At 36.3% G+C, this 22968-nt stretch carries 23 protein-coding genes and 1 pseudogene; 12 read left to right on the top strand and 12 right to left on the bottom strand.

The features are described 5' to 3' along the window. Nucleotides 1-20: 20 nt before the first annotated feature. Nucleotides 21-236 carry a hypothetical protein gene (locus tag C0Q33_RS01695; protein WP_101476873.1) on the bottom strand — a complete coding sequence of 72 codons (216 nt, stop codon included), beginning with the start codon at nt 234-236 and terminating at the stop codon, nt 21-23. Between the two features lie 91 nt (nt 237-327). Next, entirely contained in the window at nt 328-1395 is a 1068-nt protein-coding gene (gene rlmN / locus C0Q33_RS01690; protein WP_101476872.1) for a 23S rRNA (adenine(2503)-C(2))-methyltransferase RlmN, read from the bottom strand. Nucleotides 1396-1565: 170 nt separating this feature from the next. Between rlmN and C0Q33_RS01685 the strand changes: the two genes are divergently transcribed. After that, the gene (locus C0Q33_RS01685) at nt 1566-2402 is read left to right on the top strand and encodes a hypothetical protein (RefSeq protein WP_101476871.1); all 837 of its coding nucleotides are present in this window, start codon (nt 1566-1568) and stop codon (nt 2400-2402) included. 177 nt (nt 2403-2579) lie between these two features. Further along, entirely contained in the window at nt 2580-3485 is a 906-nt protein-coding gene (locus tag C0Q33_RS01680) for a hypothetical protein (RefSeq protein ID WP_101476870.1), read from the top strand. Between the two features lie 66 nt (nt 3486-3551). Here the strand turns inward: C0Q33_RS01680 and C0Q33_RS01675 are convergent, their stop codons facing one another. After that, nucleotides 3552-3782 (bottom strand): hypothetical protein, encoded by a 231-nt coding sequence (locus C0Q33_RS01675; RefSeq protein WP_101476869.1) that lies wholly within the window; start codon nt 3780-3782, stop codon nt 3552-3554. 133 nt (nt 3783-3915) lie between these two features. Between C0Q33_RS01675 and C0Q33_RS01670 the strand changes: the two genes are divergently transcribed. From C0Q33_RS01670 to gatB, 5 genes are all read left to right on the top strand, one after another. Further along, a complete protein-coding gene (locus tag C0Q33_RS01670; RefSeq protein ID WP_133120976.1) occupies nt 3916-4698 on the top strand; it encodes a mechanosensitive ion channel domain-containing protein in 783 nt (260 codons plus the stop codon). A 75-nt stretch (nt 4699-4773) separates the two neighbouring features. Further along, nucleotides 4774-6084 carry an aspartate--tRNA(Asn) ligase gene (gene aspS / locus C0Q33_RS01665; RefSeq protein ID WP_101476867.1) on the top strand — a complete coding sequence of 437 codons (1311 nt, stop codon included), beginning with the start codon at nt 4774-4776 and terminating at the stop codon, nt 6082-6084. 10 nt (nt 6085-6094) lie between these two features. Further along, complete coding sequence (locus C0Q33_RS01660) at nt 6095-6361, top strand: hypothetical protein (RefSeq protein WP_101476866.1); 267 nt, start codon at nt 6095-6097, stop codon at nt 6359-6361. Then, entirely contained in the window at nt 6362-7813 is a 1452-nt protein-coding gene (gatA, locus tag C0Q33_RS01655; RefSeq protein WP_101476865.1) for an Asp-tRNA(Asn)/Glu-tRNA(Gln) amidotransferase subunit GatA, read from the top strand. Further along, the gene (gatB, locus tag C0Q33_RS01650; protein WP_101476864.1) at nt 7810-9207 is read left to right on the top strand and encodes an Asp-tRNA(Asn)/Glu-tRNA(Gln) amidotransferase subunit GatB; all 1398 of its coding nucleotides are present in this window, start codon (nt 7810-7812) and stop codon (nt 9205-9207) included. The genes gatA and gatB overlap by 4 nt, the downstream gene beginning before the upstream one ends. Here gatB and C0Q33_RS01645 read toward each other — a convergent pair. After that, nucleotides 9196-9672: a pyridoxamine 5'-phosphate oxidase family protein gene (locus tag C0Q33_RS01645; RefSeq protein WP_101476863.1), complete on the bottom strand. Its 477-nt coding sequence runs from the start codon at nt 9670-9672 to the stop codon at nt 9196-9198. The two genes, gatB and C0Q33_RS01645, sit on opposite strands and share 12 nt — an antisense overlap. An 89-nt stretch (nt 9673-9761) precedes the next feature. Then, on the bottom strand, nt 9762-11171 hold the full coding sequence (locus tag C0Q33_RS01640; protein WP_101476862.1) for a gas vesicle protein GvpD basic region 2 domain-containing protein: 1410 nt from the start codon (nt 11169-11171) through the stop codon (nt 9762-9764). A gap of 322 nt (nt 11172-11493) precedes the next feature. Between C0Q33_RS01640 and C0Q33_RS01635 the strand changes: the two genes are divergently transcribed. Beyond that, complete coding sequence (locus C0Q33_RS01635) at nt 11494-12252, top strand: hypothetical protein (RefSeq protein ID WP_101476861.1); 759 nt, start codon at nt 11494-11496, stop codon at nt 12250-12252. A gap of 37 nt (nt 12253-12289) precedes the next feature. On the opposite strand, the gene C0Q33_RS09170 is transcribed toward C0Q33_RS01635, so the two are convergent. Together C0Q33_RS09170 and C0Q33_RS01625 are read right to left on the bottom strand one after the other, a co-directional pair. Continuing rightward, on the bottom strand, nt 12290-12466 hold the full coding sequence (locus C0Q33_RS09170; protein WP_165776408.1) for a hypothetical protein: 177 nt from the start codon (nt 12464-12466) through the stop codon (nt 12290-12292). 304 nt (nt 12467-12770) lie between these two features. After that, the gene (locus tag C0Q33_RS01625) at nt 12771-13649 is read right to left on the bottom strand and encodes an adenylate/guanylate cyclase domain-containing protein (protein WP_165776407.1); all 879 of its coding nucleotides are present in this window, start codon (nt 13647-13649) and stop codon (nt 12771-12773) included. Between the two features lie 119 nt (nt 13650-13768). On the opposite strand from C0Q33_RS01625, the gene C0Q33_RS01620 reads away from it, so the two are divergent. After that, complete coding sequence (locus tag C0Q33_RS01620) at nt 13769-14521, top strand: cupredoxin domain-containing protein (protein WP_133120975.1); 753 nt, start codon at nt 13769-13771, stop codon at nt 14519-14521. A gap of 168 nt (nt 14522-14689) precedes the next feature. On the opposite strand, the gene C0Q33_RS01615 is transcribed toward C0Q33_RS01620, so the two are convergent. The 5 genes and pseudogenes from C0Q33_RS01615 to C0Q33_RS09555 all read right to left on the bottom strand — a co-directional run. Further along, on the bottom strand, nt 14690-14920 hold the full coding sequence (locus C0Q33_RS01615; protein WP_101476857.1) for a DUF2283 domain-containing protein: 231 nt from the start codon (nt 14918-14920) through the stop codon (nt 14690-14692). Continuing rightward, nucleotides 14898-15182, bottom strand: coding sequence for a DUF4258 domain-containing protein (locus tag C0Q33_RS01610; protein ID WP_101476856.1), 285 nt, complete (start codon nt 15180-15182; stop codon nt 14898-14900). Before C0Q33_RS01610 ends, C0Q33_RS01615 begins: the two co-directional genes overlap by 23 nt. An 86-nt stretch (nt 15183-15268) precedes the next feature. Then, nucleotides 15269-15850 (bottom strand): hypothetical protein, encoded by a 582-nt coding sequence (locus C0Q33_RS01605; RefSeq protein ID WP_101476855.1) that lies wholly within the window; start codon nt 15848-15850, stop codon nt 15269-15271. A 63-nt stretch (nt 15851-15913) separates the two neighbouring features. After that, the gene (locus tag C0Q33_RS01600) at nt 15914-16267 is read right to left on the bottom strand and encodes a CBS domain-containing protein (RefSeq protein ID WP_281258814.1); all 354 of its coding nucleotides are present in this window, start codon (nt 16265-16267) and stop codon (nt 15914-15916) included. Beyond that, nucleotides 16247-16384, bottom strand: a pseudogene (locus C0Q33_RS09555) (CBS domain-containing protein); the annotation flags it as partial. The gene C0Q33_RS01600 and the pseudogene C0Q33_RS09555, both read right to left, overlap by 21 nt. Before the next feature lie 207 nt (nt 16385-16591). On the opposite strand from C0Q33_RS09555, the gene C0Q33_RS01595 reads away from it, so the two are divergent. The 3 genes from C0Q33_RS01595 to C0Q33_RS01590 all read left to right on the top strand — a co-directional run bounded on the left by C0Q33_RS01595 (nt 16592) and on the right by C0Q33_RS01590 (nt 22894). Further along, nucleotides 16592-17605, top strand: coding sequence for an aldo/keto reductase (locus tag C0Q33_RS01595; RefSeq protein WP_101476853.1), 1014 nt, complete (start codon nt 16592-16594; stop codon nt 17603-17605). A 311-nt stretch (nt 17606-17916) separates the two neighbouring features. Further along, a complete protein-coding gene (locus tag C0Q33_RS09165; RefSeq protein ID WP_165776406.1) occupies nt 17917-18090 on the top strand; it encodes a hypothetical protein in 174 nt (57 codons plus the stop codon). A gap of 271 nt (nt 18091-18361) precedes the next feature. Next, nucleotides 18362-22894 (top strand): S8 family serine peptidase, encoded by a 4533-nt coding sequence (locus C0Q33_RS01590; protein WP_101476852.1) that lies wholly within the window; start codon nt 18362-18364, stop codon nt 22892-22894. The last annotated feature ends 74 nt before the right edge of the window (nt 22895-22968 follow it).

Here is a 22968-nt window from a genome sequence, read left to right as displayed (position 1 = left end):
CATTTCCTAATCTTGGGGGTTTATGAAAGTTCCATGGGTCTACTTGCAATGAAGTTAAACACGTCATCAATTAGGTCCATGGATATCTCAGATTTGTATTCTTGAGGAATATTTTTCATAATAAAATCAATAACTGATTGACCATCTGATATTTTTCCCTCTTCCATTTTTTCTGAATATAGTGAAACTAGGTGTGATACAATTATGGCTGTCTTTTCCCTGCCTGTAAGAACCATGTGTATAGTTAGTTTTCTTTTTAATTTAGAGGTTTGTCCGGTTATCTATATTTGACAAGTTCACCACGAGTCATTGATTTTTTAAAATATCTCAACGAGTGATATTTTTTATAACATCTGTTCTAAGCTGGCCGCAAGCTGCTGATATCTCAGAGCCTTTTTCTACTCTGATAGTACAATTCACGCCACCGTCACGAAGTATCTGTTGGAATGCAAGTACTCTTTTCCTGGCAGGGCGGGAAAATCCGCCTGCTGTTGGATTCATGGGAATCAGGTTTACATGTGCACCATTACCTTTCAAAAGTTGCGCCAATTCTGTAGCGACTTTATTTGAATCATTCATCCCGTCAATTAATGCATATTCAAAAGTGACACGTCGTCCAGTCTTTTTGAAATAACGTTTTGCTGCCAATATTAAATCTTCAACAGAATTGGGACCTGCAGTTGGAACTAGCTTTTTTCGTAACACGTCATTTGGTGCATGCAGTGAGATTGCAAGCTTGACTTGAATATCTTCATCTGCAAGTTTGTCAATTCCTGAAATGACACCAACTGTTGAAATTGTAATACTTCGCTGCCCTAAACCAAATGCACGAGGATGTGTTAGCAGTCTGACAGCTCTGACTGTTTCATCATAATTTGCAAGCGGTTCTCCCATTCCCATGAAAACAAGATTAGTTACATGTTCTCCTCTTTGACGTAAAATCTGAGTAAAATAGAGTACTTGGGCAACAATCTCCTCAGCCTTTAGATTTTTTTCAAAACCCATTTGACCTGTAGCACAGAACACACAACCCATTGGACACCCAACTTGGGTAGAGACACAAACTGTTGACCGTGGATGACCGTCTTCTTTTGATGAGCGGTATTGCATAAGGACCATCTCGATAAGAGTTTCCTCATCAAACTTGAGTAGTAATTTTGTCGTATGTCCGTCCTCGCTTGTAACTCGATGAACTTCACTTTTGGGACCTATTGTATATCCTGCCGCAACTAGGGCATCTTGCATCGCAGATGGGATCTGGTGCAAGTCTGAGATTTTTTTAGGTGATTCCTGATATAATGCATGAAGTAACTGGTCTGCCCTATATCGCGGCTGGCCAAGTTTTATGACAAGAGCGTCCATCTCCTCCGGTAATACTCGATAAAGGTCAGTCATCTGTGAGCATATATTCAATGGTACTCTATTTTAATCTAAAATAAACAAAATTTATGATATCAAAATTAATTTATTACAAATTATGATCAAATTCATAAAATTGTTACAAGACGTGTATTTTTTTGAACAAAAGTCTTATTAGTTTTGTACTGGACATGTTGTGATAACAAATGCACTCTTCACATGTCTTACTAACGTTAGGTTATTCTCCCATTGCATCAAAATCAGACAAGGTTCTTCTTGAATCCACTCAAAAAGTTCTCAAAACATTTGGTCAATCATCATACAGGGATTTGATAGATAAACTTCATGCAAAAACTGGCATGTCCGAAAATGAATTAATAAAAAACTTTCATCTGTTTGAAGATGCATTGAAACAATCAACCGGAACCGTTTCTGCAAAGATTATGATAGACATGATAAAAGAAGAGGTAATAAAACACACTCATCTAAAAACAATTAATCATAAAATTGAAGAAATTATAAAGAAAGTGGAGGAGTATGGCGTATACGATTTCATAATTAACACGTCTTCATTTGAGCACATACTTGTACTTTACAAAGACCGGGAAACTATCAACCTCATCTTGTCTGATTTTTTTAGTAAAAAAACCCAGGCACCATTTGGCCTTATCTCAGAACATCCTACAAAAATCAAAGATATCAGGAACATAACTTATGATAAACTAGCTGAAAAGGACAAAAACGGGGCTGTCAAAAAACTGCTTGCATGGGTTACAGACATGCACTCGTGTAACACATCTGCCTTCCCTACCAAAGTCGCAAGTGAAGATTGTACTTGGTATATCCGCAACAATCTTGGCGCTGAACATTTGAAGCTGGAATCTTCCGTGGGTGCAAAACCATATCAAAAAATGATCATCTTGTGTGCCTATAATATTTCAAAAATTTCACCTGATGATCTTGAATCCTTGATAAAAAGTCACAGTTATGTAATTTTGCAAAATGACTCTATTGTATTATACCGCGCTCCTGTGAAAAACTGACCAGGATACAAAACTGCTGTAAATATGCATGATTTGTCATTGTAATACGGTATGATCATATTTTCATTATGATCGATTTTTCATAACATGAATTGATCAAATGTTTTTGATAGTGTTAACACATTTTTAGTTAGAAGATGTTTATAGCAAAAAGTCTCAAAATCAGTGTTGTAGGAAATGAAAATACAACATATTGTGATTATTGCTGTAATTATAGCTGCAATTAGCCTGGGATTACAGGTTGCAAGCAATACCAAATTACAATCTGATATAAAAAATGTGAACTTCAAGACCACAGAACAGGATGTTGCAATACAACATCTCACCATTGGACTGAATGAAACTTTACAAATGAACGATCTAAAAAACAAAACAGCCGAACAAGAAATATTGATACAATCTCTTTCAAATGAACTAAGTGCTAGTAAACAGATTGAGGAAGAAAATAATGTCACAATGACTCAACTTCAACAGAGCACAATGCATCTAAATGGCGAAATTAAATCACTTAGCGAAAGACTTGCATCACTTGAAGATAAAATGTCTCAGCCATCTTCCATGTATGTCAATACAACGTCAATTCAAAAATCTGTTAATACAGCTTCAATTCCAATGGTAATACAAAATAAAACTAATGTTACAAATCAACTTCCGTTTCTAGTGAATCAGACAACTTCTATAACCAAACCTGAAATAAAAATACTGTCTATAGCAATGTCTCCCAATCCATTAAAAGTTGGAGATGCCCCACAATTTACCGTGACATATCAGAATATCTCAGATAAAGAGATTTTTCAAAACCTAGTTGGATGTGGAACTGTTCCGTCTTTACATTGGGAAGTTTATCCATCATCTAGTGTACAAAGACAACTTGTTCAAGATAATGGGCTGACATGTGCGCCACTGATAAAAGATGTCAAATCAAATGAAATCTCTCTTGCAAGTGGAACTGGAACAGATAATGCGTCATATCAGATTACAACTGCTGGCAAACTAGATGTAATTCTTAGAATGAATCTTGAGGATGGAACTATTAGCGGCCTTCAAGCAACGATACAATTTAACGTAAATGCAACTCAGTAAGATATTGCCTATGGCCAAAAATTAATCAAGTAATTTTGAATAAAGCCTGATTTGGAATTCTATCAACTAAGAAATTAAACACAACTCGCAATCACAAAGTATCTCTGGATTGTCTTTAGCGTGACATTTGCTATGTTGACCTGCTTGACATTGAACACATATGGTATTTTTGCCTTCTAGCTTGGTATATTTTGGAGCGCCATCAAAACCGAATCCTCCATCTTTTGGTCCAACCATGTGTTGTATGATTCTAACCTGTATTTCTACATAGCCGTAATTGTTTGTACTATTTTTCACTAATTTTTAAAAAAGTCCTTCATGTGTGATAACAATACTAAATATCTTGGCAAACCATTATTTTGAAGTAAATCACATCAGGATTGAATAGATATTGCAAGACCCTAAAATAAAATCAATTAAAAAATCAACCATGGGGGAATTCAAAACCTTAGTAATAAAGTTGGCAATTTTGATAGTGACAATAAGAATAAGCATCGCATTATTTGAGACCTTCTTTGCACAAAACTTGGGATTAGGGCATAGTCACATTCTGATTGGAGATACAATGATCACAGTTGTTGTATCGTTTGTAGTAATTACTTCGATTAGACGTGCTTTGAAAAGAATTCCAACTAAGATACCAGCTCACCTTGTTGCAAGCATTTCATTTTTTTCAATCATAATAATATCACTAATTGCATCATTGATACTGCTGTACCTGTGGGGGGTACAACTCCAGACGATTCTCGTGGGAGGTGGAGTTGCTGCTATAGTTGTAGGTTTAGGAGTTTCAACTATAGTGGGAAACATACTTTCCGGAGCCATCATGCTCACTACGTTTCCTGCAAAGATTGGTGATTCAATTTTCATAGTAAATGATAACGTGCATGGAACGATTGCAGAGATAAGCGCATTGTATACGAAGATAAATACGAATGATGGAAATGAATACCTTGTTCCAAATTCTGCCATAATCCAGGGAAATATTCGCATCTTAAAAGAAGAGCCTTTGACAACCCACTTGCCATATGCAGAAGGTGACAAGATAGAATTATCAAACGGTTCAGAAAAATTTTCAGGTACTGTTACCAAGATAACTTCAAGATTTACAACCATTCTGGATGGTGACACGGAGATTATGGTTGCAAATAGATCCATTTTGGAAGGCAATTCGATTATCATAAAAAAATCAAAGACTGGAACGACCCCCTAAGATATCATATCATCTGCATTCTAGTCGATTTTAGTAACACAAATTAACACTAACAAAAAGACATTTGATGAAAACATGATAGGTACAGAACTTGGAGACTGGCGCAGGACTATCTATTCTAGTCAACTTGAACCAACTATGGATGGAAAAGAAGTCATCGTAATGGGCTGGATCTCAAGTGTAAGAGATCATGGAAATCTAGTATTTGTCATGCTAAATGACAAAGAGGGACAGATGCAGATTACTGCAAAAGCAGGTGTCTGTCCAGACGAGATTAAAGATAGCCTGGTAAATCTCAAAGAGCAATCAACTATAGCAATAAAGGGAATCATAAAACCATCCCCCAAGGCTCCTAGAGGAGTTGAGATAACTCCAACTGAACTACGTGTATTTTCAGTCGTCGAAAAAATTGCCCCCTTTACATGGCAGACCAAAGTGGTTCCAAACATAGACACAAGACTTGAACTTAGGGCAATAGATCTTAGGCGAAATATCTTACAACATATCTTTAAGATGCGAAGTCTAGTTTTAAAATCAATTCGCAATTATCTATATGAAAAAGAATTCATCGAAGTAAATACTCCAAAGATGATTGCAACTGCAACAGAAGGTGGTGCTGCATTGTTTCCTATTTTTTACTATAACAAGGAGGCGTTTTTAGCACAGAGTCCTCAGCTTTACAAAGAGCAACTAACATTATCCTTTGAAAAAATATTTGAGATTGCACCAATATTCAGAGCTGAAGCATCTAGAACTAACCGACACCTTTCAGAGGCCATCTCAATAGACCTTGAGGAGGCGTTTGCAGATTATAATGATATAATGCTACACACTGAAAATATAATTAAAAGATCAATTGGTGTAGTAAGAGACTATTGTAATCTGATAAAAACAACAGATTACAAAGTTCCAGAAATTCCTGAAAAAATTCCCCAGTATGCCTATACTGAATTGGTAGAAAAGATGCAAAATGCAGGAGCCACTACAAAATGGGGAGATGACTTGTATCCTTCGCAATTAAAGAAGATTGATCTTGACGGATTTTATTTTATCAAAGACTGGCCACTTGCTCCAAAACCATTCTATGTTAAAGCCAAAAATGATAATCAAAAGACATCTGAATCATTTGATTTAATGTTCGGAGATCTTGAATTATCTTCAGGCAGTACAAGAATTGAAAAAAGACTGGAACTAGAAGAGAGGATGAAGAACAAGGGCTTCAAACTGGAAGCATTTGATTATCACTTGCGTGTATTTGATTACGGAGTTCCTCCCCACGCAGGATGTGGTATAGGTCTTGAGAGGCTCATGATGGCTCTTACTGGCACTGAAAATATCCGAGATGCTACCTTTTATCCACGTGATGTCGATAGACTTACACCGTAAGTGAAACTATATGGTAGAAAGAAAAGAGATTGAGCATCTGGGGGATTTGGTCAAAGTTGATCTCAAAGAGCCCGAAAAATACATCAAGCAGGTAGAGCAGATAATAAAATATTTTGATAGACTTGATACTGTTGAATTCAATTCCGATGATACTCTAAGAAACGAAGTTGATTCTGAAAATCTCAGAGATGACAAACATGAACCATATGATATATCGTTAATTGATCACCTAAAAAAAGACCAAGACAACTTTATCCGTGCACCAAAAATGGTTTAAATGAATCTTGGAATCTCGGCCACTGAATTTGTATCCCAGGCAAAAGTCGGTACCATATCTGTAGAAGAGTTTGTTGCAAAAACATTAGACAGAATAAAACTAGTCGAAGAAAAAGTTCATGCTTTTATTACTGTAGATAACCAAAACGCACTTGCAAAAGCCAAAGAGATTGATAAAAAAATAAAGTCAAAAGATAAAGTTGGCATCTGTTTTGGAATGCCTGTCTCTATCAAAGACAACCTCTGTACTGCTGGAATGAAAACAACATGCGCATCTAAAATGCTAGAGAATTTTATTGCGCCATATGATGCAACCGTTGTTTCACGACTAAAATCTGAAGATGCCATAATTATTGGTAAAGTAAATCTTGATGAATTTGCAATGGGTTCTACAACTGAATTTAGTTATTTTGGTCCCAGTAGAAATCCATGGAATGTTGATTATGTGCCAGGTGGCTCATCTGGAGGCAGCGGCGTCTCAGTCAGTGCACTAGAATGTCTTGCCTCGCTAGGTTCTGATACTGGTGGTTCTGTTCGAAGTCCTGCAAGTTTTTGTTCAGTTGTTGGCCTAAAACCAACTTATGGCCTAGTCAGCAGATATGGTCTTGTCTCGTATGCTAACAGTATAGAGCAGGTGGGCCCTATGGCAAGAACCGTTGAAGATGTGGCGTTTCTACTAAATATTATCTCAGGATATGACTCGCATGATGATACAACAATAAAAAATGACAGCGTTGATTATACCAAAGATATCTCTTTAGGAATCTCTGGAAAGAAGATTGGAATCATAACCCAAATGATTGGCCAAGGTGTAGACCAGGAAGTTGTATCTGCAACAAACAGGGCAATATCAAAACTACAAGAACTCGGAGCTGAATGCATTCCTATCTCCCTTGATGCAGTAGAACACTCTGTTGCAGCGTATTATACAATAGCATCAGCAGAAGCAAGTAGCAATCTTTCACGATATGATAATCTAAGATATGGATTTGACTTTGGAACGGAAGGATACGAGTTCAAGGCATTTATCTCAAAAGCACGAAGTAATTTTGGACCTGAAGTGACAAGAAGGATGTTGCTTGGTGCATTTGTGTTATCAGCAGGATATTATGGAAAATATTATCTCAAGGCTCAAAAAGTCAGGGCAATGATAAAGGCTCAGCTTGACGAGGCATTTAAGAAAGTAGACTTTTTGATATCTCCAACAATGCCTATCTTGCCCTTTAAGGTGGGCGAAAAAATTGACGATCCATTAAAGCTATATCTTACTGATATTAACACAATCACAGCAAATCTTTCTGGGATTCCTGCAATATCTATCCCATTTGAGATATCAAGTTCTGGATTACCAATCGGCATACAACTATTTGCAAATTCATTTGAAGAGAAAAAATTGCTTCAAGCTGCATATGCGTTACACAAGACTACACATCTTCCAGAGGTACCGCTTTGACAAGAATAGGACTAGAGATTCACTGTCAGCTTACAAAGCTTGAAAGTAAACTATTTTGTTCATGCAAGGCAGAATATAGAAACCTTGCACCAAACTCTAACATATGTCCAGTATGCGCAGGTCTTCCCGGCTCACTTCCTATATTGAACAAAAAAGCAGTTGAAAAAGCTGCCATGATATCACTTGCACTTGGATGTACCATTCCGCAAAAAATTGGCTTTTTTAGGAAAAATTACTTTTATCCTGATCTGCCAAAAAATTTCCAAATTACTCAATACAATGCATATGGTCCGACAAGTATAGGCTCAGATGGTAAGATAACAATTCAAGGAAAAGAGATCAACATTCGAAGAATACAGCTAGAGGAAGACCCTGGAAGGCTGGTCTATGAGGGAAAATCCATGTTGACTCTGGTCGACTATAACAGGGCAGGAACTCCACTTGTTGAAATTGTAACAGAGCCAGACTTTGAAACTCCAAAACAGGTCCGTGTATTTCTAAACGTATTGGCAGACTTGGTTGAAAATATTGGCGTATCTGACCCATACCTTGAAGGTGCAATGAGAGTTGATGGAAATATCTCTGAAGGAGATGGAAACAGAGTTGAGATAAAAAATGTAGGCTCGTTTAGGGATATAGAAAAAGCACTCCATTTTGAAATGACAAGACAGCAAAGCCTTCTTGAAAGGGGGATTCCAGTTGTTGCAGAGACAAGACATTGGGATGACGCAAGACGAATTACAGTATCATCAAGGTCAAAAGAAGAAGAACAGGATTATAGGTATATTCCTGAAGCGGACATTCCTATAGTTTTGATTAGAAATGAATCAATTGAAACGATAAAAAAACAAATGCCTGAAAGCATTGTTGCAAAAAGAGAACGATATGTCAAAAAATATGGGATTCCAGCCCAAGTGGCAGATGTTTTATCTTCAGACCGATTTTACTCTGACTTGTTTGAAAAATCACACAACGAGAAAAATGCCAAAGAAGTTGCAAATATTATAACAACAGATTTGCTAAGCTATGCAGATACCCGAGAAAAGAAACTTGAATTAAAAATTACAGCACAGCACATCTCTTCTCTTGCTGATTCCATAATGGATAACAAACTGACAAGAAATTCAGGTAAACAGGCATTGCAAGAAATGGTCAAGACTGGAAAATCTCTTTTGGATGTAATGGCAAGCCTTGACTTGGGACACGTAAGTGATGTAAATTCAATTGAAAAAATAATTGATGAAGTATTCAAAGAAGAAGAAAAGGCAGTAACAGAAGCAAGACGGAATCCTGATACCATTAACTACCTTGTAGGAAAAGTTATGAGGAAAACAAAAGGAAAGGCAGATCCTGCAACCACACTTGATATTCTAAGAAAAAAACTATCTTCCTAGAAGCGAGATTGTCTCACCATCTTTGTCCATCACCATGGCTAAACCTGATTCTTCTTTTGGACTAAGTGAGTAAACTGCCTTTGGTGTAAACATGATTACATCCGGAGTCTTGTTCTGACTCATTCTTTCAAATATTTTGCTTGATGTCTTTCCAGTTGCAGACCTTGTAATGACATCTGTAATTCTTGCTTTTTCTTTAGATTCTGTTACAAATGTGACCTTGCCTTTCATTTGATATCCTTTGAGCTCTTTTTTATCAAATACTCCGACACTTACCCATGGAATACTCTTGAAATTTCCCTGTGATTTGTGCTTGAAAAAGTCTAGCCAATATACCGTAGCATCTGTAAAATAAAACGAGGTTCTTGGAGATAGATTTGCAAGACCATTGACATCAACAGAGCCAACTACTATGACTTTTTGACTCTTGAGCATTTCTTGGACTTTGGCTGGAATTTTAATCATAAAGTAGCATTGGTATATGATGTATTAAAGTAAAATGTCAATTATCTATCTTGAAAATACGATCCTGGTGTTAATTTATGCAAATTATCTCATACTGAATCTTCTAGAATTAATTGAGGGTATCCACTTTCAAAACTTGATTGCATGTTGCACAAAAATAGCTGTGGTTTCAAGGCCGATAGGAAAACTGTCCCTTCATGATCAAACAATCTCAAGTGCAAGTCGCATACGCTCTTCATAATCTCTAATGACTTGTATCCGGGTCTTGAAATAATCAAAAAGAGATCCTTGTTGTGTCTTATCATGCGTGAATTATCAATTAGGGATTTTAAGATTAATTTTTCTTCTGACTGGTAGGCTAGCTCTAAGAAACTATAATCTACTGACATCAAGAGTGGTTTGCCATTTTCTTTTAGGCTGCTGTATGTTTTTTGCCATTCTGTATTTGTTGACTCAAAATCCAAACCCTCTCTTTCTATGATGTAATCTGATTTTGTGCCAAAAGTGTGTCCAAATATCCTGAAATTCTTTAATGCGTCTTTATCTACATATGGTGTAAGGTAATTTACTACTGCACTTACATCTTGGTCTGATGAGGATGATATTAGAACCGAATTATTTTGAACCATAAAGTTTAGTGCAATAGGTGAGAGGAGTGGCACAAAAGCAAAACGGTCTACATCGCTGTCAATTTCAATTCCAATTACAGAACCTCTCCTAAAACCTCCGTTTAACTTTGAATCAAAATCCTTGCTACCTGTAGAGTATCGTGCATCTGAATCTGGCAAGGGAGTAAACATTGAGATACTTTTCATGTTGCTACGCAAATTTGAAAATGACTGGAATCTTCCATTTTGAAGCGTAAATGGAATCTTTGGCCTCTTGATGGGTACACCTTTTAATTTTTCAAGGCTTACCTCTCTTATTCTATATGTCTTAAAGTAACGCTGCGATGTCTCTATCACACCATCTACGAGATATTCAAGTGATGCAGTATCTTGCTGCTCGCTTAGGAAAATTATAAATCCGTCATATTTTTCGGCAAGCGATGTCAAAAGTTTCTCAGCCCGCATTCTATCTAATGCATTCATCTCTCTTGAAACTGAATCCCAGACATCAAGTATGATGAATGGTTTTCTAACACTCTCTAGGGCAAGAAAAGGATCTTTGACTTTTTTCGAAGAATTTGCTATTGCATTTACTATGGCAGATATTACAAAGGAAGGGTCAGTCAATACTGCATCTTCTGGAGATATTTCAACAATATTTGAAGGCGAGATAAAGTCTGTAATCCACGGGAATCGCCTATACAGTATTTTATCTGTTTGATTTCTTGTAATAAATATAACATTATACTCTTTTACTTTGCCCCCTGCAAGCTCAAAACAGAGTGTCTCTTTGCCAGTTCCAGATCTTCCCTTTACTAGCAGTGACCTGTTTCCAATTTCTACGAATCTTTCCAGGTCTGAAAGGCCATATCTTTTGGGTTTTTGTTCCATTGCTATTTCTTATCTCCTGATAACAATACAAATATGCTTACTTATCACATTTATCCTGATAATCATTTTTGGCTCTGAACAATCTGTTATTTCGATAATATGTTGATAAAATAAGATATTTAAAAAGAATGTCGATCTTGATGCAGATCAGAAAAGATTTTGGATTGAATCTTTGAGAAATGTCAAAGACAAGGAACATAATCTATCCGTTAAACCCTCAGAAATTTCCTAAAGCGTTTGAGTTGAACGATGATTATGATTTATAGAATATGTCATCTTGTTCTTAGTGTATTTAATATTGATGCGAAATTCATAACTTGACATGCATCTGGAAAAACTAGCACATAGTTTCACAATTGGTGGCACTTTAATTGCAATTTTGTTAGTAGTTATAGCACTAATCGAAGTATATCATTTTGGCGAGCTTGTTGATGAGACACAAAAGACAACTACGAGTTTGACCTTACTACTCAATAAAACTGACAGTTTGTTAACAGAGACGCAAAAGTCTACAGCGGGTTTGGATACGTTGGTAAACAGAACAGATCAATTAATACAAATACAAAACAGAACATCTTCGAACATCTCACAGCAAACCCTGATGACGGAATATCACGCACAGGCACCATTCAAAGATATTATCCCATATTGTTACTATGTAGAAAATGGCACTGATCTTGTTTATACTACAATTATTTTAGATAAAAATGGCGATCCTACAACTCTGAAATTCATGTCATCAACATTATTTAGATCATATACTTTTCCAAATGATAATGGAACTCTATCAAGCGGACAATTTGGAAGTTTGATGAATGATTCAAATTCAGAAGTAGTTGATCCAGTTGAAGAAAAAACACACGTATTACAACTGTCGACCATATTGAACCAAACTGAAAATTCACCTAATCCATATCTGTTCATACGCACAGAGTATAATTTTGCTCCATATTCTGAATCTGCTGGAAAAATGATTACAAAATACACTGATGATAAAATGGGTGAACAAATGATAGAATTTAAGAAAAACGATAATGGTTATTGGGAATTTTATCCTAGCCAAAATTCTGTTTGTAAATAGATAATTTTCAGTGTTGTTTAACTTGAATCAATTGATTCTACTTCAATTTGTTCTTAAGTAATTTTGTCATATCCTCAAAAGGACCACATTTATGATCTCCACATATCTTGACGCTACCGGGATGAATTGCGGTATGTTGTATAGTTGACGGTTTTTCAGATTTTGCCCAGCCTTTGGCAGATGCATCTGTAATGGTACAAGAAACTAGTAGCAATGATACTAACACAAATAGAAAAAGCGATTTTCTCATACTCGTCATACGTCACAACTAATTGCTTTTATTTGCTGTGTATGATTCATTCTAAATTTTTCTTAGATCTTATTCTTTCTAACAAATCATAACTTGCAAAATTATGAGAATCTCGGATTTTTCACGCATGAAAGGGGGTAAACCATTTTTATTTACTGTTGATGTATTCATTTGGAGTTATCTTGATGGATTTATCTAATTTTGAAAGAAAAAACCTGAAATTCTAGGAAAAAAATATTGCAGTTTCAATCGGACAAGTAAATGAAAACTATTTCCTGTCTGCTGAAAAGTATATGGGATATATCTTTCCTGTCACTGGATCGTTATACTCCCATTGTATATCTTGACCTGCAGGAATAAATCTAGTATGTGGTTCAGTCAATTGTTTATGAGCATTTTCTCCTATTGCAACATGTCCAGGCTTTGCAAATCGAATCATTTTTGATGCGATGGTAATGGTATGCCCAATTAAATCCGGCTCTGGACCTAAAAATACAACTTCGTTTGTACCAAAATCAATTGAGATCCTGACTTGAATTGGTGGCAATGCAAAATCTTGAAAAGCAAAGTTGAGTGATTGATCTATTATTGCATTCATGATATTTCCACATCTTACTGCATTTTCAGTTGCATTTCCAAATTCACTAGATGATGGAAAATATGCAATTACTGCATCACCTGCATATTTTAATACAAAACCCCCGTGTCTTGAAATTATAATTGACATCTCTTGAGAAAATACTCGAATTAGGGATGACAACTCTGATGCAGAAAGTTGCGTGGCAAGTTTTGTAGAGCCTACTACATCCACATAGAGTATTGCAGCGTCCAGCTTTTGTTCTCGTATTGAACTCAAATATCTATTTGATAAATATTTTAAAAAGATCTGGGCGTATGAATCACTTGGATTTCTCTGATATATTGACAAATTTCTTCTAATTCTATTTACTGATTGTGATAATCTTGGGTCGTTCTCAGAAACCAGAAGGTGCTCTTTTTCAGGAATTATATTCTCAAGAAGTGAATCCAAAGTTTCTTGCGGTATGAACTTTCTTGCTATTGTATCATAATATCCAAGATCTCCATCTATTACAGATTTTTGAAATCGTGTCCTGTCCTCTGTTACATCGTAGGGAAATGATATCATTGTATTTACTATCATCTGCCTGTTCTTTTTTAGAATTGTGTATTATTATCTGGGAATGATTATCAAACCTGATAATGTATATGTTAATTATATAGTATATTTAGTAGTATAAACTGGACATGAGAGCCCTTGTTTTGGGAATCATACTCAGTATAGTGGCAGTCTCATCTGGTTTTGCTTTTGCAGATTCTACCTATTCCATGAAAGGCAGTGGAGCTGCCATGATAAATGGCGATACTCCAACTCTGTATACTTCAAGCATGAGGCTTTCTATTGTAAATCCCTCAACTATAGACAAGGGTGCAATTCTAGTAGAGGGAAGTAATGGGATTTTTGTAGCCAGATTTACTGGAGACTCGTGGAATTTTACGTATAACAACGATGGTTCATTTCATGCCCAAGGTCCTGCGCAAACTGGATCTTCGGATACCTTTACTGTTTCTCTTGATGGAACACGACTATACGCAACAACAAGTGGTTCAATGTGGAAGGTATCAGCCAACATGCAAGACAGTGTCCAGAAATATGTTCTAAGTTATCTTTTACTTGGAAGCGATCCTATCCCATCTGTCAGTGTATCAAACAATGCCAAGATATTGATTCCAAATGGAAACTTTGCAACAGCAAGTACTGGTTTCTATTTGCCACTTAACTTGGAGATAATTCCTGGAACGACTGTTACTTGGCAAAATCAAGACAACATTCAACATGATATTCAAAGTATAGACTCACATGGAAATATAGTTCCATTATTTAACAGCGGTTTGCTAAATACTGGAGACACGTTTTCTTACAAGTTTGACAGTCCTGGCGTGTATCATTACTATTGTACAATCCATCCATGGCGAATTGGAACTGTAACTGTAAGCTAGAATTTTATTATAATTCATGATTCTAAATAGCTAAGGATATGCTAAGTTATTCCTGTGTTGGCATCTATCTTAAGACCAGTGAAATAAAGTCTATGGGGCAACTTGGTGGGATCTGGATTGAAAGGTAGATGCCCGTGGAACGGGATGGAACAAGTTCAAAGTCCGCAATTAATTTGACTGTGTCAATTCTATCATGTCTTTAGAACGACTGATAGCTTTTACAGCTTCTTTTGGCATGGACTTTGGAAACAAAATCTCAAAGCCTACGACGTGACCCTTGTCATCCAAATCAACAAACCTGTCTTCTCCCAAGGATATTGTTTCCTTGATGTGTTTTTTGCTTGGAGCTACTCTCACGTATAGTGCATTTGCTTCCTTATCGTACTTTACTGAAGCCATTTCTTTGTAATCCTCCTGCTGTCTGCCACATGACTGATATGATTGAAACTTGTGTATTAAACTTGCTAGGAACAACCATCAAGTATGTTTGCTGGTTTGTAAGTGAATGATTGACTAGTGCAAAGCTTTTGTAATTTTCTCTTCTATCATCATAAATTGTTTCGACAGAATTGTTGATAACAAACGCAACATCTTTTTCATTGATGTCTCTTTCCAACGCCCTTTGCTTTGCATGCCTTGTCCATTTGATTTGTAATGACAAATTGTTGCTGGTGTGGACTGTAATTACTTAAGGGTTTTTGTAGTTTAATCTGATTTTTCATAGGTTTAAATTTTTTAAAAATTATATCAACTATGGTCGTGTTCGCTAAAGTCAGAACCTAGCGCAATACTTGATATGACTGTATTTGGTGTAGTGCGAGATTTCATGACAAGACCTGGTAGAAACTCGTGAAAGACTTGTTTTAAGAAAAGTTCTGTAAATAAAGACCAGCGTATTCCAAGATTGTGCTGTATGATAAAATGATGAATGTCTCCCTCAATTCTATGGTCTGATGTCATGCCAGATGCTCGCATGTACTCCTCAAGTGATTCTATTACTCGTTTCAAATCATAACTGCCTTTCATAAACATGACCCAGTCTTTAATCATTGGAGTCATTTTTTGTATTATCTCATTCATTACCCCTCCGTCCATTTTTTCACCTAGTACCATGAGAATCTCTTTTGGAACTGGAATCATGCCAATATTTTTTGCAAATCTCTCCCAACCGACATATTTTTCTAAAATTTGTTTTACCAAAACATTCTGAGATATCTCCTTTTGCTGAGCCTCTGTCTCCAACTCTTCTATGATATGCTCTGGTAAACGATAACTTATGCTTCGGGTCTGTTCATGTTTTGTAGGGTGGGGCTGTCGTTTTACTACCATGTGTAATCAATGGCTGTTTCAGGATTGTTATAAAATTATGCAAAATTTCCCAATTTTGGTAAATTATAGTTTGATGTGAATCCTATCAATATGCTTGCCAAGACTTGCATTGTCTTTGAAATGTAGAGTGCAGTAGGGACATGTTGTTTTATCTGGGAACTCTAGTTCTGGCAGTACAATATCTCTGTCAGTGAGATTTCCGCAGACCATCTTTTGGGTTACAAGTCCAATTGGACGCTTGTCCATTACTACTAGCCTTCTGATATCATGCTTTTTCATTATTTCTAGTGCCTCTTTTACTGGAGCGGTTTTGTTTATGGTAATTAATGGACTCTTTGCTATTTGTTTGAGGATTGTACTTGATGGGTCTAGTCCCTTTGCTACTATATCCTGTAAAATGTCCTTTTCTGTAACCATTCCTATTATTTTTCCCTTTTCAAAGACTAGGATACTGTCTACTTTAGATTCTGCCATTGCCTTTGCTGCGTCTTGAATGGTAAGATCGCTTGATATTGTAGTCATTTTTTTATTTGTAAACTTGGAGACAGGCTCGTTTCATTTTTTTATTTGTAAACTTGGAGACAGGCTCGTTTAGAATGTCCGATATCATGAATTGTAATGGCGAGGTTTGAGATTTAACCTAATGGGTAGTTTTCATATGTGGTATTGTATGATGTAATTGGTAAAAGTATAAGAAGATTAAAAAGAGAAATAAGGTAAAGTTTTCAGAAAATCACAAGCATGTCACAATCACAAAAAACCTACCAGTTAACATCTGACTTGCAAATCTGCAAAATCCTAAACGGTATGTGGCAGGTAGCGGGAGGTCATGGTAAAATTGACCCAGAATCTGCCATTTCTGAGATGCTTTCATACCATGATTCTGGTTTTACTACATGGGACATGGCAGACATTTATGGACCTGCCGAAGAATACATCGGTGAATTTCGAAGAAGACTTGAAAAGAAAAAGGGTAAAGACGAACTTGACAAAATACAGGCTCTAACAAAATTTGTCCCCAATCCAGGTCCCATGACTAGATCAATTGTGGAGCATTACATTGACAAGTCCATTAGAAGAATGAATGTAAAAGCAATCGATCTTGTCCAGTTTCACTGGTGGGATTATAACGATCCAAGCTACATTGATGCATTACATCATCTCTTCAAGCTTCAAGATGATGGAAAGATACGACATGTTGGACTGACAAATTTTGATACGGAAAGAATTGAGACTATGGTAGAAAATGGATTCAAACTAGTATCAAATCAAGTGCAATATTCTATCATAGACTCTAGACCTGAAGTCAAGATGACTCCATTTTGCCAAAAACATGACATCAAACTACTAGCTTATGGAACTCTTCTCGGAGGATTCTTGTCTGAAAATTATCGAGAAAAACCAGAGCCAACGAGGTCTGAGCTATATACATCAAGTTTGCAGAAATACAAGACCATGATTGATGTCTGGGGTGGATGGGCTCTATTTCAAGAGCTACTTGCGGTACTAAATCATATAGCAAAAAAGCATCATGTCAGCATTGCAAATGTTGCTGCAAAATATGTCTTGGATAAACCCGTTGTTGCAGGTGTGATAATTGGTGTAAGACTTGGCATAGCAGAGCACAAGTCAGACAATGCTAGAGTGTTTTCATTAAATTTAGATAAAGAAGATAATGAAAAGATAAGATCAGTAACCTCAAGATCAAATGATTTGTTTTCTTCTATTGGTGACTGTGGGGATGAATATAGGTAATTTATCAATCTAGAATTGCCGACACAGAGCAATTAACCCATACGTTGAAACAGAAAATGGTGATGAACTAGAAAAAAGGCAGACCGCGTGGTTTTCAAAGTTCATTCGACTAAACAATTTGTCAACAAACCTGAGGATGAAGGAATGGATATTGAAATTTATGAATGGGTAGAAAAAACTAGTTTTATCTCTAAAGTAAAATCATTTTTTAATTAATTCTTCAGTTGTTTATTTTTTGTATATTTGAATATCCTTATGAAGAAAACAAAGATCTTATTTAATAGTAAGAAATAACAAAAAAAGTTTACAATATGACTAGAGACATGAGGGGAATTTGTATCGAATGTGGATTTGAAGTTAGGGGCGATACATTAGACGATTTAGATGAGAGTTTCACATTACATTTTGAAAATGATGGCCATGATACCTACTACTTTGTCGATAAAGAAGGCAAAAAAATAGAAAGAGACGTTTCAAAATTATAACCGTCTTTTAGCTGTTCGTACTCGTAATTTTACGCACAAAGTGGGCCCAAAATAAGCCCATGTTAGTAGCTGAATCCCCCCGATGTAGATGCAAGTGGAACTAAAATTATTCCACGTTAGTAGTTGGATCCTACGGGACAAACTATTCTTTCATTATGATGATATGTTCGTTATAGTTACAGGCTCTATATTGTAAAGTTCAAGCAAGAAATATCCAAGAAATCACAACCTACAGGATGATTAAATACTATGTTTGATTAGGATAGCAATTATGGGTGGTGTTGGCTCTGCTACCTGGATATTGTTTCTGATCCTAGTTTCTTCAATTATATTGTTTGGAAATATCAATTCATCCGATGAATCGCCTAATCGTGTCATACCAAACGATCCGTTGTTTGATAAACAATGGCATCTGAATGCCACTGAAGACTATCATATTTCTGCTCCAGAAGGATGGGCAATTCAAAATGACTGCTCCAAGGTTGTTGTCGCTGTAATAGACACCGGTATTGATTTTTCACATCCTGATTTACAAAATAATGTTTGGACTAACCCTGTTGACGGAAGTCATGGATTTGACTTTCCGGATAATACTAATGATCCTACACCAAATCTTTCAAATCAACCTACTGATCCAGACCATGGTACTGAAGTGGCAGGAGTTATAGGAGCAGAGGGAAATAATGGGATAGGAGTAACTGGAATATGTTGGCATGTCAAACTAATGGCATTGAAAGTATTTCCTGACAACTATGTTCCAAATGATCCTAATTTTCAGAATAATTTTGAAGATAGTGTAACAAAAGCATTAGCATATGTTCTTAAAGAAAAACTAGCTGGTGAAAATATAAAAGTAGTAAATATTTCACTTAGGGGACTTGACAGTGTTGAATGTATAAATGGAATATCAAATTTATTACAACAACTCAAAGATAACAATGTCTTGGTGGTTGTAGCAGCAGGAAATGACAAAGAAAATTTTGACAAAATGCGTGCATATCCAGCATGTTATTCAGCACAGTCTGATAATGTAATAACTGTTGGAGGTACTGATAAAAGTGGAAATCTTTGGACTCGTTCAGCGTCTGGAAATGCTGTTGTGAATATTGCTGCGCCTGCAATTGACATACTCAGCACAAGTATGAGTAATGGATTTATTTTCACATGGGGGGACAATTCTCAATTAAATAATTCTGAATTACTTTCATATCTGCATTATCTTGTGGGTACTCAAATCATAGAGCCTGTTAAAGCTAATATCACATACACTTCGAACATGCAAGAGATGGATATTTCATCTACCTTCAGACCAAATGAATTATTTCAACTAAAAATGGATGCAAACAAACAAGGAGTAGAAGGAACATATCTTAATGGGGCCAATCCTGTTCGACAATTCCATCTCACAGTAGTACCCAGCAAGTCCAATAATCTCAATGTGTTTGACTATACATGGAATGATGTTGACAAAGGAAGCAATTCCCAATATGGGTATGTTTATAGCTCTGGGACTTCGTTGGCATCTCCAATGGTTTCAGGCACTGCGGCACTAGTCGCTGCACATCATCCGGATTGGAATTATGCACAAATCAAGAACGCAATTCTTAGTGGTGCAGATATTGAAGAGGGATTAAAGGGTTCAATAGAAGGAGGTAGAATACTTGATGTATTTGGAGCACTGGAAAAAGGTTCGATAAGTGGTTCAATATTCATAGACAACAATAAAGATGGACGTTTTGATTCAGGTGATACGCCAATAAAAGATTCTCCTGTGAGTATACTAGCTGTTGGTGATCTTACCCATTTTACAAATTATTCAGATGCAATTTGGGGTAAAGATTATGGAACATTTCATAACAAAACACGTTCTAATGAGAATTTTACATTTGATAACATAATGCCAGGATATGTGAGTGTATCAATACCAACTATTACAGGATTGCAACTAATACCGCCGGGCACAAACTCATCAAATCCAGGATCGGCATATCCGGGCCATTCAATTAATATTGATTGGTTCTTAGAGCCAGGCCAGAATATTACGGGACTAAATTATGTTTACCAAGCAATCCCAAATAACGTTATCAATGGAAGACTATTCCTTGATACAAATGGAAATGGTGTTTTTCAAAATGACAAACCCGGAATTGCACGAGCTAGTATCTATGCAACTATTTGTGAGCAATCAATCAGTAGCACCTCAACACCGTTATGCATAGCTGATTCAGGAAATCAAATATCAGTACTTGCAGAGATGGAGTATCTCAACAGTTGGACTACGGAAGATGGTGTTTTCACTCTTTGGTCGCAAGATAATATAACACGAATTATGCACTATGCTTATGGCAGTAATCCTATCCCTGCACTGAAAATAGGAATTCTGATAGATACCAATGGAACCCAGACAGGTGACTGGCATGCTCATGTGTTAGGTTACACTCCAACCACTACGAACCCAAACTGTAAAATCGGTCCAGTATTTTCACCCTTTATTCCAGGCAGAGTTATTGGAGATACATATTGTGAATATCCACTTAGTCCTACCAATTTAGTTGGCTTGACCGATCTACAGTTTCCATATCAAACTAATTTTCATATGAAAGTAACAGGTCATGTATTTGTAGATGACAAAAATACTACTCAATACGATCCATCAGACCAACAAATTTCTAATGTTAAAGTCTCTCTAAAAACATTTGAAAATATTGACAATGACAGTGACACTAAGACAATAAATGCTACTACTCTTCCAGATGGGAGTTATTCAATAGATAACGCACCTGTAGGAATAGGAATATTGTCAGCAGAGACGCCAGATGGTCAAAAATTAATCAAACCTGAAAAAAGCTCAGACTTATTCGAACTACTTCCTCTTTGGGAACTGTGGGGCACATTTTCACCTTCCTCTTCAGCAACAAATGGGGCTGAAGAATACGGTAATGAAATTAACAGTACATGTAACGAGGATGCAAATGGAGATTGTGCATTTGGTAATGTATCTGACCAAAATTTTGTTCTTGCAGGTCCAAAAGATCACTTGCCAATAATTCTGATTCCAGGAATAGCTGGAACTGAATTAAGAATAAATGACCATCAAGCATGGCCTATACCAAATCCGCTCTATACAAGTATTAATGATTTGAAATTAAATCCAGATGGCTCATCAATAAATAATGTAGATCTTGGTGGCATACTGGATGGAAAATTAAGAACTGGAGGGCCACTTACAAATGTTTATGGTCCAATGATAAAATATCTTGTAAAAGATCAAGGTTATGTACTAGATAAAGATCTTTTTGTATTTCCATATGATTGGAGACTAGACAACGCACAACATTTTGGTGATCTTGATAACAAAATTAGTGAAGCTATGCAAAAATCTGGAAAGAATGCGGTCATAATTTTAGCGCATAGTATGGGCGGCATTTTAGCTAAAGGTTACATAATGAGTGGCTCATCACATGTATCAAATATTGATTCTTTAATTACGATGGGTACTCCATATTGGGGCGCACCTAAGGCATTTTACGCTCTAGTCAACGGATATCAGTTTGGAAATCCACTAGTGTCTGTCTCAAAAATGAAAACACTTGCACAAAATGCTGCTGCTGCATATCAACTTCTTCCAAGAGTACCTTTTGTTCAATTTTACAACGGCAGTGCAAATGTAACGCTAAACAGAGATGTTACGTATAATACTATTCGTTATAGTGGAGCTACACCATGTTCTCCAACCATCCCTTGTCCGCAGTCATTGAATCAATACCTACTACAAAATGCAAATAATTACTACAGTAAGTTTGGAAATTTTTACAACCCTGCTGTCTTGCCATTTGGAATCAAAAATTTTGTCATAGTGGGAACCGGAGTAGAAACTCTGCACCATTACTATCTAAGGCCATATAATGTAACTATAGACAAGAGCTCCATTCAATTTGCTCTTCCTAATGGTAAGGTTTTCAATGGTGTAATGAAACCAAGTTTCGGTGATGGGGATGGGACAGTTCCTGCATGGTCTGCCTATACTAGGAATGCGACAAAAGTATGGTATGTTCCTGATACGGTAGAATATTCTGCAGCGCATGTAGATTTACTAAAGAACAAGGCTGTTCAAGACATAGTAGGATTGGTAATAAACGCCGAAAGCAAAGGATTTACACCATCTGGAAATCCTGATTGGTCATCTGATAATTATTATCAACCACCACTTCGTCACATTAAAGAAGGAATAATCTTTGATACTGATTTCACTCTACACTCTGATGCCCATATGACCATAATTAGTAACAATGATGGTGGAAAATTAGGCTATGATGGTAATGATACAATCGATGAAAATATTCCAACTGGAACATTTCTCTCGATAGACGGTGTAGAGTATGCATCAATAAAAGATATGCCTGAATCGTATAGGGTTTTGGTAAATGGAACAAACACTGGAGAATTTACATTAACAATTAGTGTATCTGATGGAAACGAAACCCAGTTATTTTCATATCCTTCCGTACATGTTGACAAAGGCACGGTAGCAGAACTTAATTTTAATCCGATTGACATAACTCCAACAACACTACCAAATCTATCTGTTAATTCCAGTGGAGCAATAACTTCTGTATTAGCTACCAATGGTTCAATTTTTAATGATACTCTGGCATTATCTCCTACTATTCTTCCAAGTTCATATGCTTCAAATTCTACCATGTCGAATTTATCCGTCATATCAGAATTTCCATTTGCAATTCCAGTCATGTTGATTGGAATAGTTTCAGTAATTGCATCTTCTAGAATGAAATTTAAAAAATAAAAACTCCAGATAACACCATTTAGGTACAAAGTGGGCCCAAAATAACGACCACAATGGTACCCGAATCCCCCCGA

Source organism: Candidatus Nitrosotalea bavarica (assembly GCF_900167955.1).
GTDB lineage: Archaea > Thermoproteota > Nitrososphaeria > Nitrososphaerales > Nitrosopumilaceae > Nitrosotalea > Nitrosotalea bavarica.
The sequence above is the reverse complement of the archived record's forward strand: the minus strand, read 5'-3'. Positions and strand labels throughout refer to the sequence as shown.

Coding starts and splice junctions, on each gene's coding strand:
- C0Q33_RS01695 (WP_101476873.1), bottom strand. CDS start 236: ATGGTTCTTACAGGCAGGGAAAAGACAGCCATAATTGTATCACACCTA.
- rlmN (WP_101476872.1), bottom strand. CDS start 1,395: ATGACTGACCTTTATCGAGTATTACCGGAGGAGATGGACGCTCTTGTC.
- C0Q33_RS01685 (WP_101476871.1), top strand. CDS start 1,566: ATGCACTCTTCACATGTCTTACTAACGTTAGGTTATTCTCCCATTGCA.
- C0Q33_RS01680 (WP_101476870.1), top strand. CDS start 2,580: ATGAAAATACAACATATTGTGATTATTGCTGTAATTATAGCTGCAATT.
- C0Q33_RS01670 (WP_133120976.1), top strand. CDS start 3,916: ATGGGGGAATTCAAAACCTTAGTAATAAAGTTGGCAATTTTGATAGTG.
- aspS (WP_101476867.1), top strand. CDS start 4,774: ATGATAGGTACAGAACTTGGAGACTGGCGCAGGACTATCTATTCTAGT.
- C0Q33_RS01660 (WP_101476866.1), top strand. CDS start 6,095: ATGGTAGAAAGAAAAGAGATTGAGCATCTGGGGGATTTGGTCAAAGTT.
- gatA (WP_101476865.1), top strand. CDS start 6,362: ATGAATCTTGGAATCTCGGCCACTGAATTTGTATCCCAGGCAAAAGTC.
- C0Q33_RS01645 (WP_101476863.1), bottom strand. CDS start 9,672: ATGATTAAAATTCCAGCCAAAGTCCAAGAAATGCTCAAGAGTCAAAAA.
- C0Q33_RS01640 (WP_101476862.1), bottom strand. CDS start 11,171: ATGGAACAAAAACCCAAAAGATATGGCCTTTCAGACCTGGAAAGATTC.
- C0Q33_RS01635 (WP_101476861.1), top strand. CDS start 11,494: ATGCATCTGGAAAAACTAGCACATAGTTTCACAATTGGTGGCACTTTA.
- C0Q33_RS01625 (WP_165776407.1), bottom strand. CDS start 13,649: ATGATATCATTTCCCTACGATGTAACAGAGGACAGGACACGATTTCAA.
- C0Q33_RS01620 (WP_133120975.1), top strand. CDS start 13,769: ATGAGAGCCCTTGTTTTGGGAATCATACTCAGTATAGTGGCAGTCTCA.
- C0Q33_RS01615 (WP_101476857.1), bottom strand. CDS start 14,920: ATGGCTTCAGTAAAGTACGATAAGGAAGCAAATGCACTATACGTGAGA.
- C0Q33_RS01605 (WP_101476855.1), bottom strand. CDS start 15,850: ATGGTAGTAAAACGACAGCCCCACCCTACAAAACATGAACAGACCCGA.
- C0Q33_RS01600 (WP_281258814.1), bottom strand. CDS start 16,267: ATGGTTACAGAAAAGGACATTTTACAGGATATAGTAGCAAAGGGACTA.
- C0Q33_RS01595 (WP_101476853.1), top strand. CDS start 16,592: ATGTCACAATCACAAAAAACCTACCAGTTAACATCTGACTTGCAAATC.
- C0Q33_RS09165 (WP_165776406.1), top strand. CDS start 17,917: ATGACTAGAGACATGAGGGGAATTTGTATCGAATGTGGATTTGAAGTT.
- C0Q33_RS01590 (WP_101476852.1), top strand. CDS start 18,362: ATGGGTGGTGTTGGCTCTGCTACCTGGATATTGTTTCTGATCCTAGTT.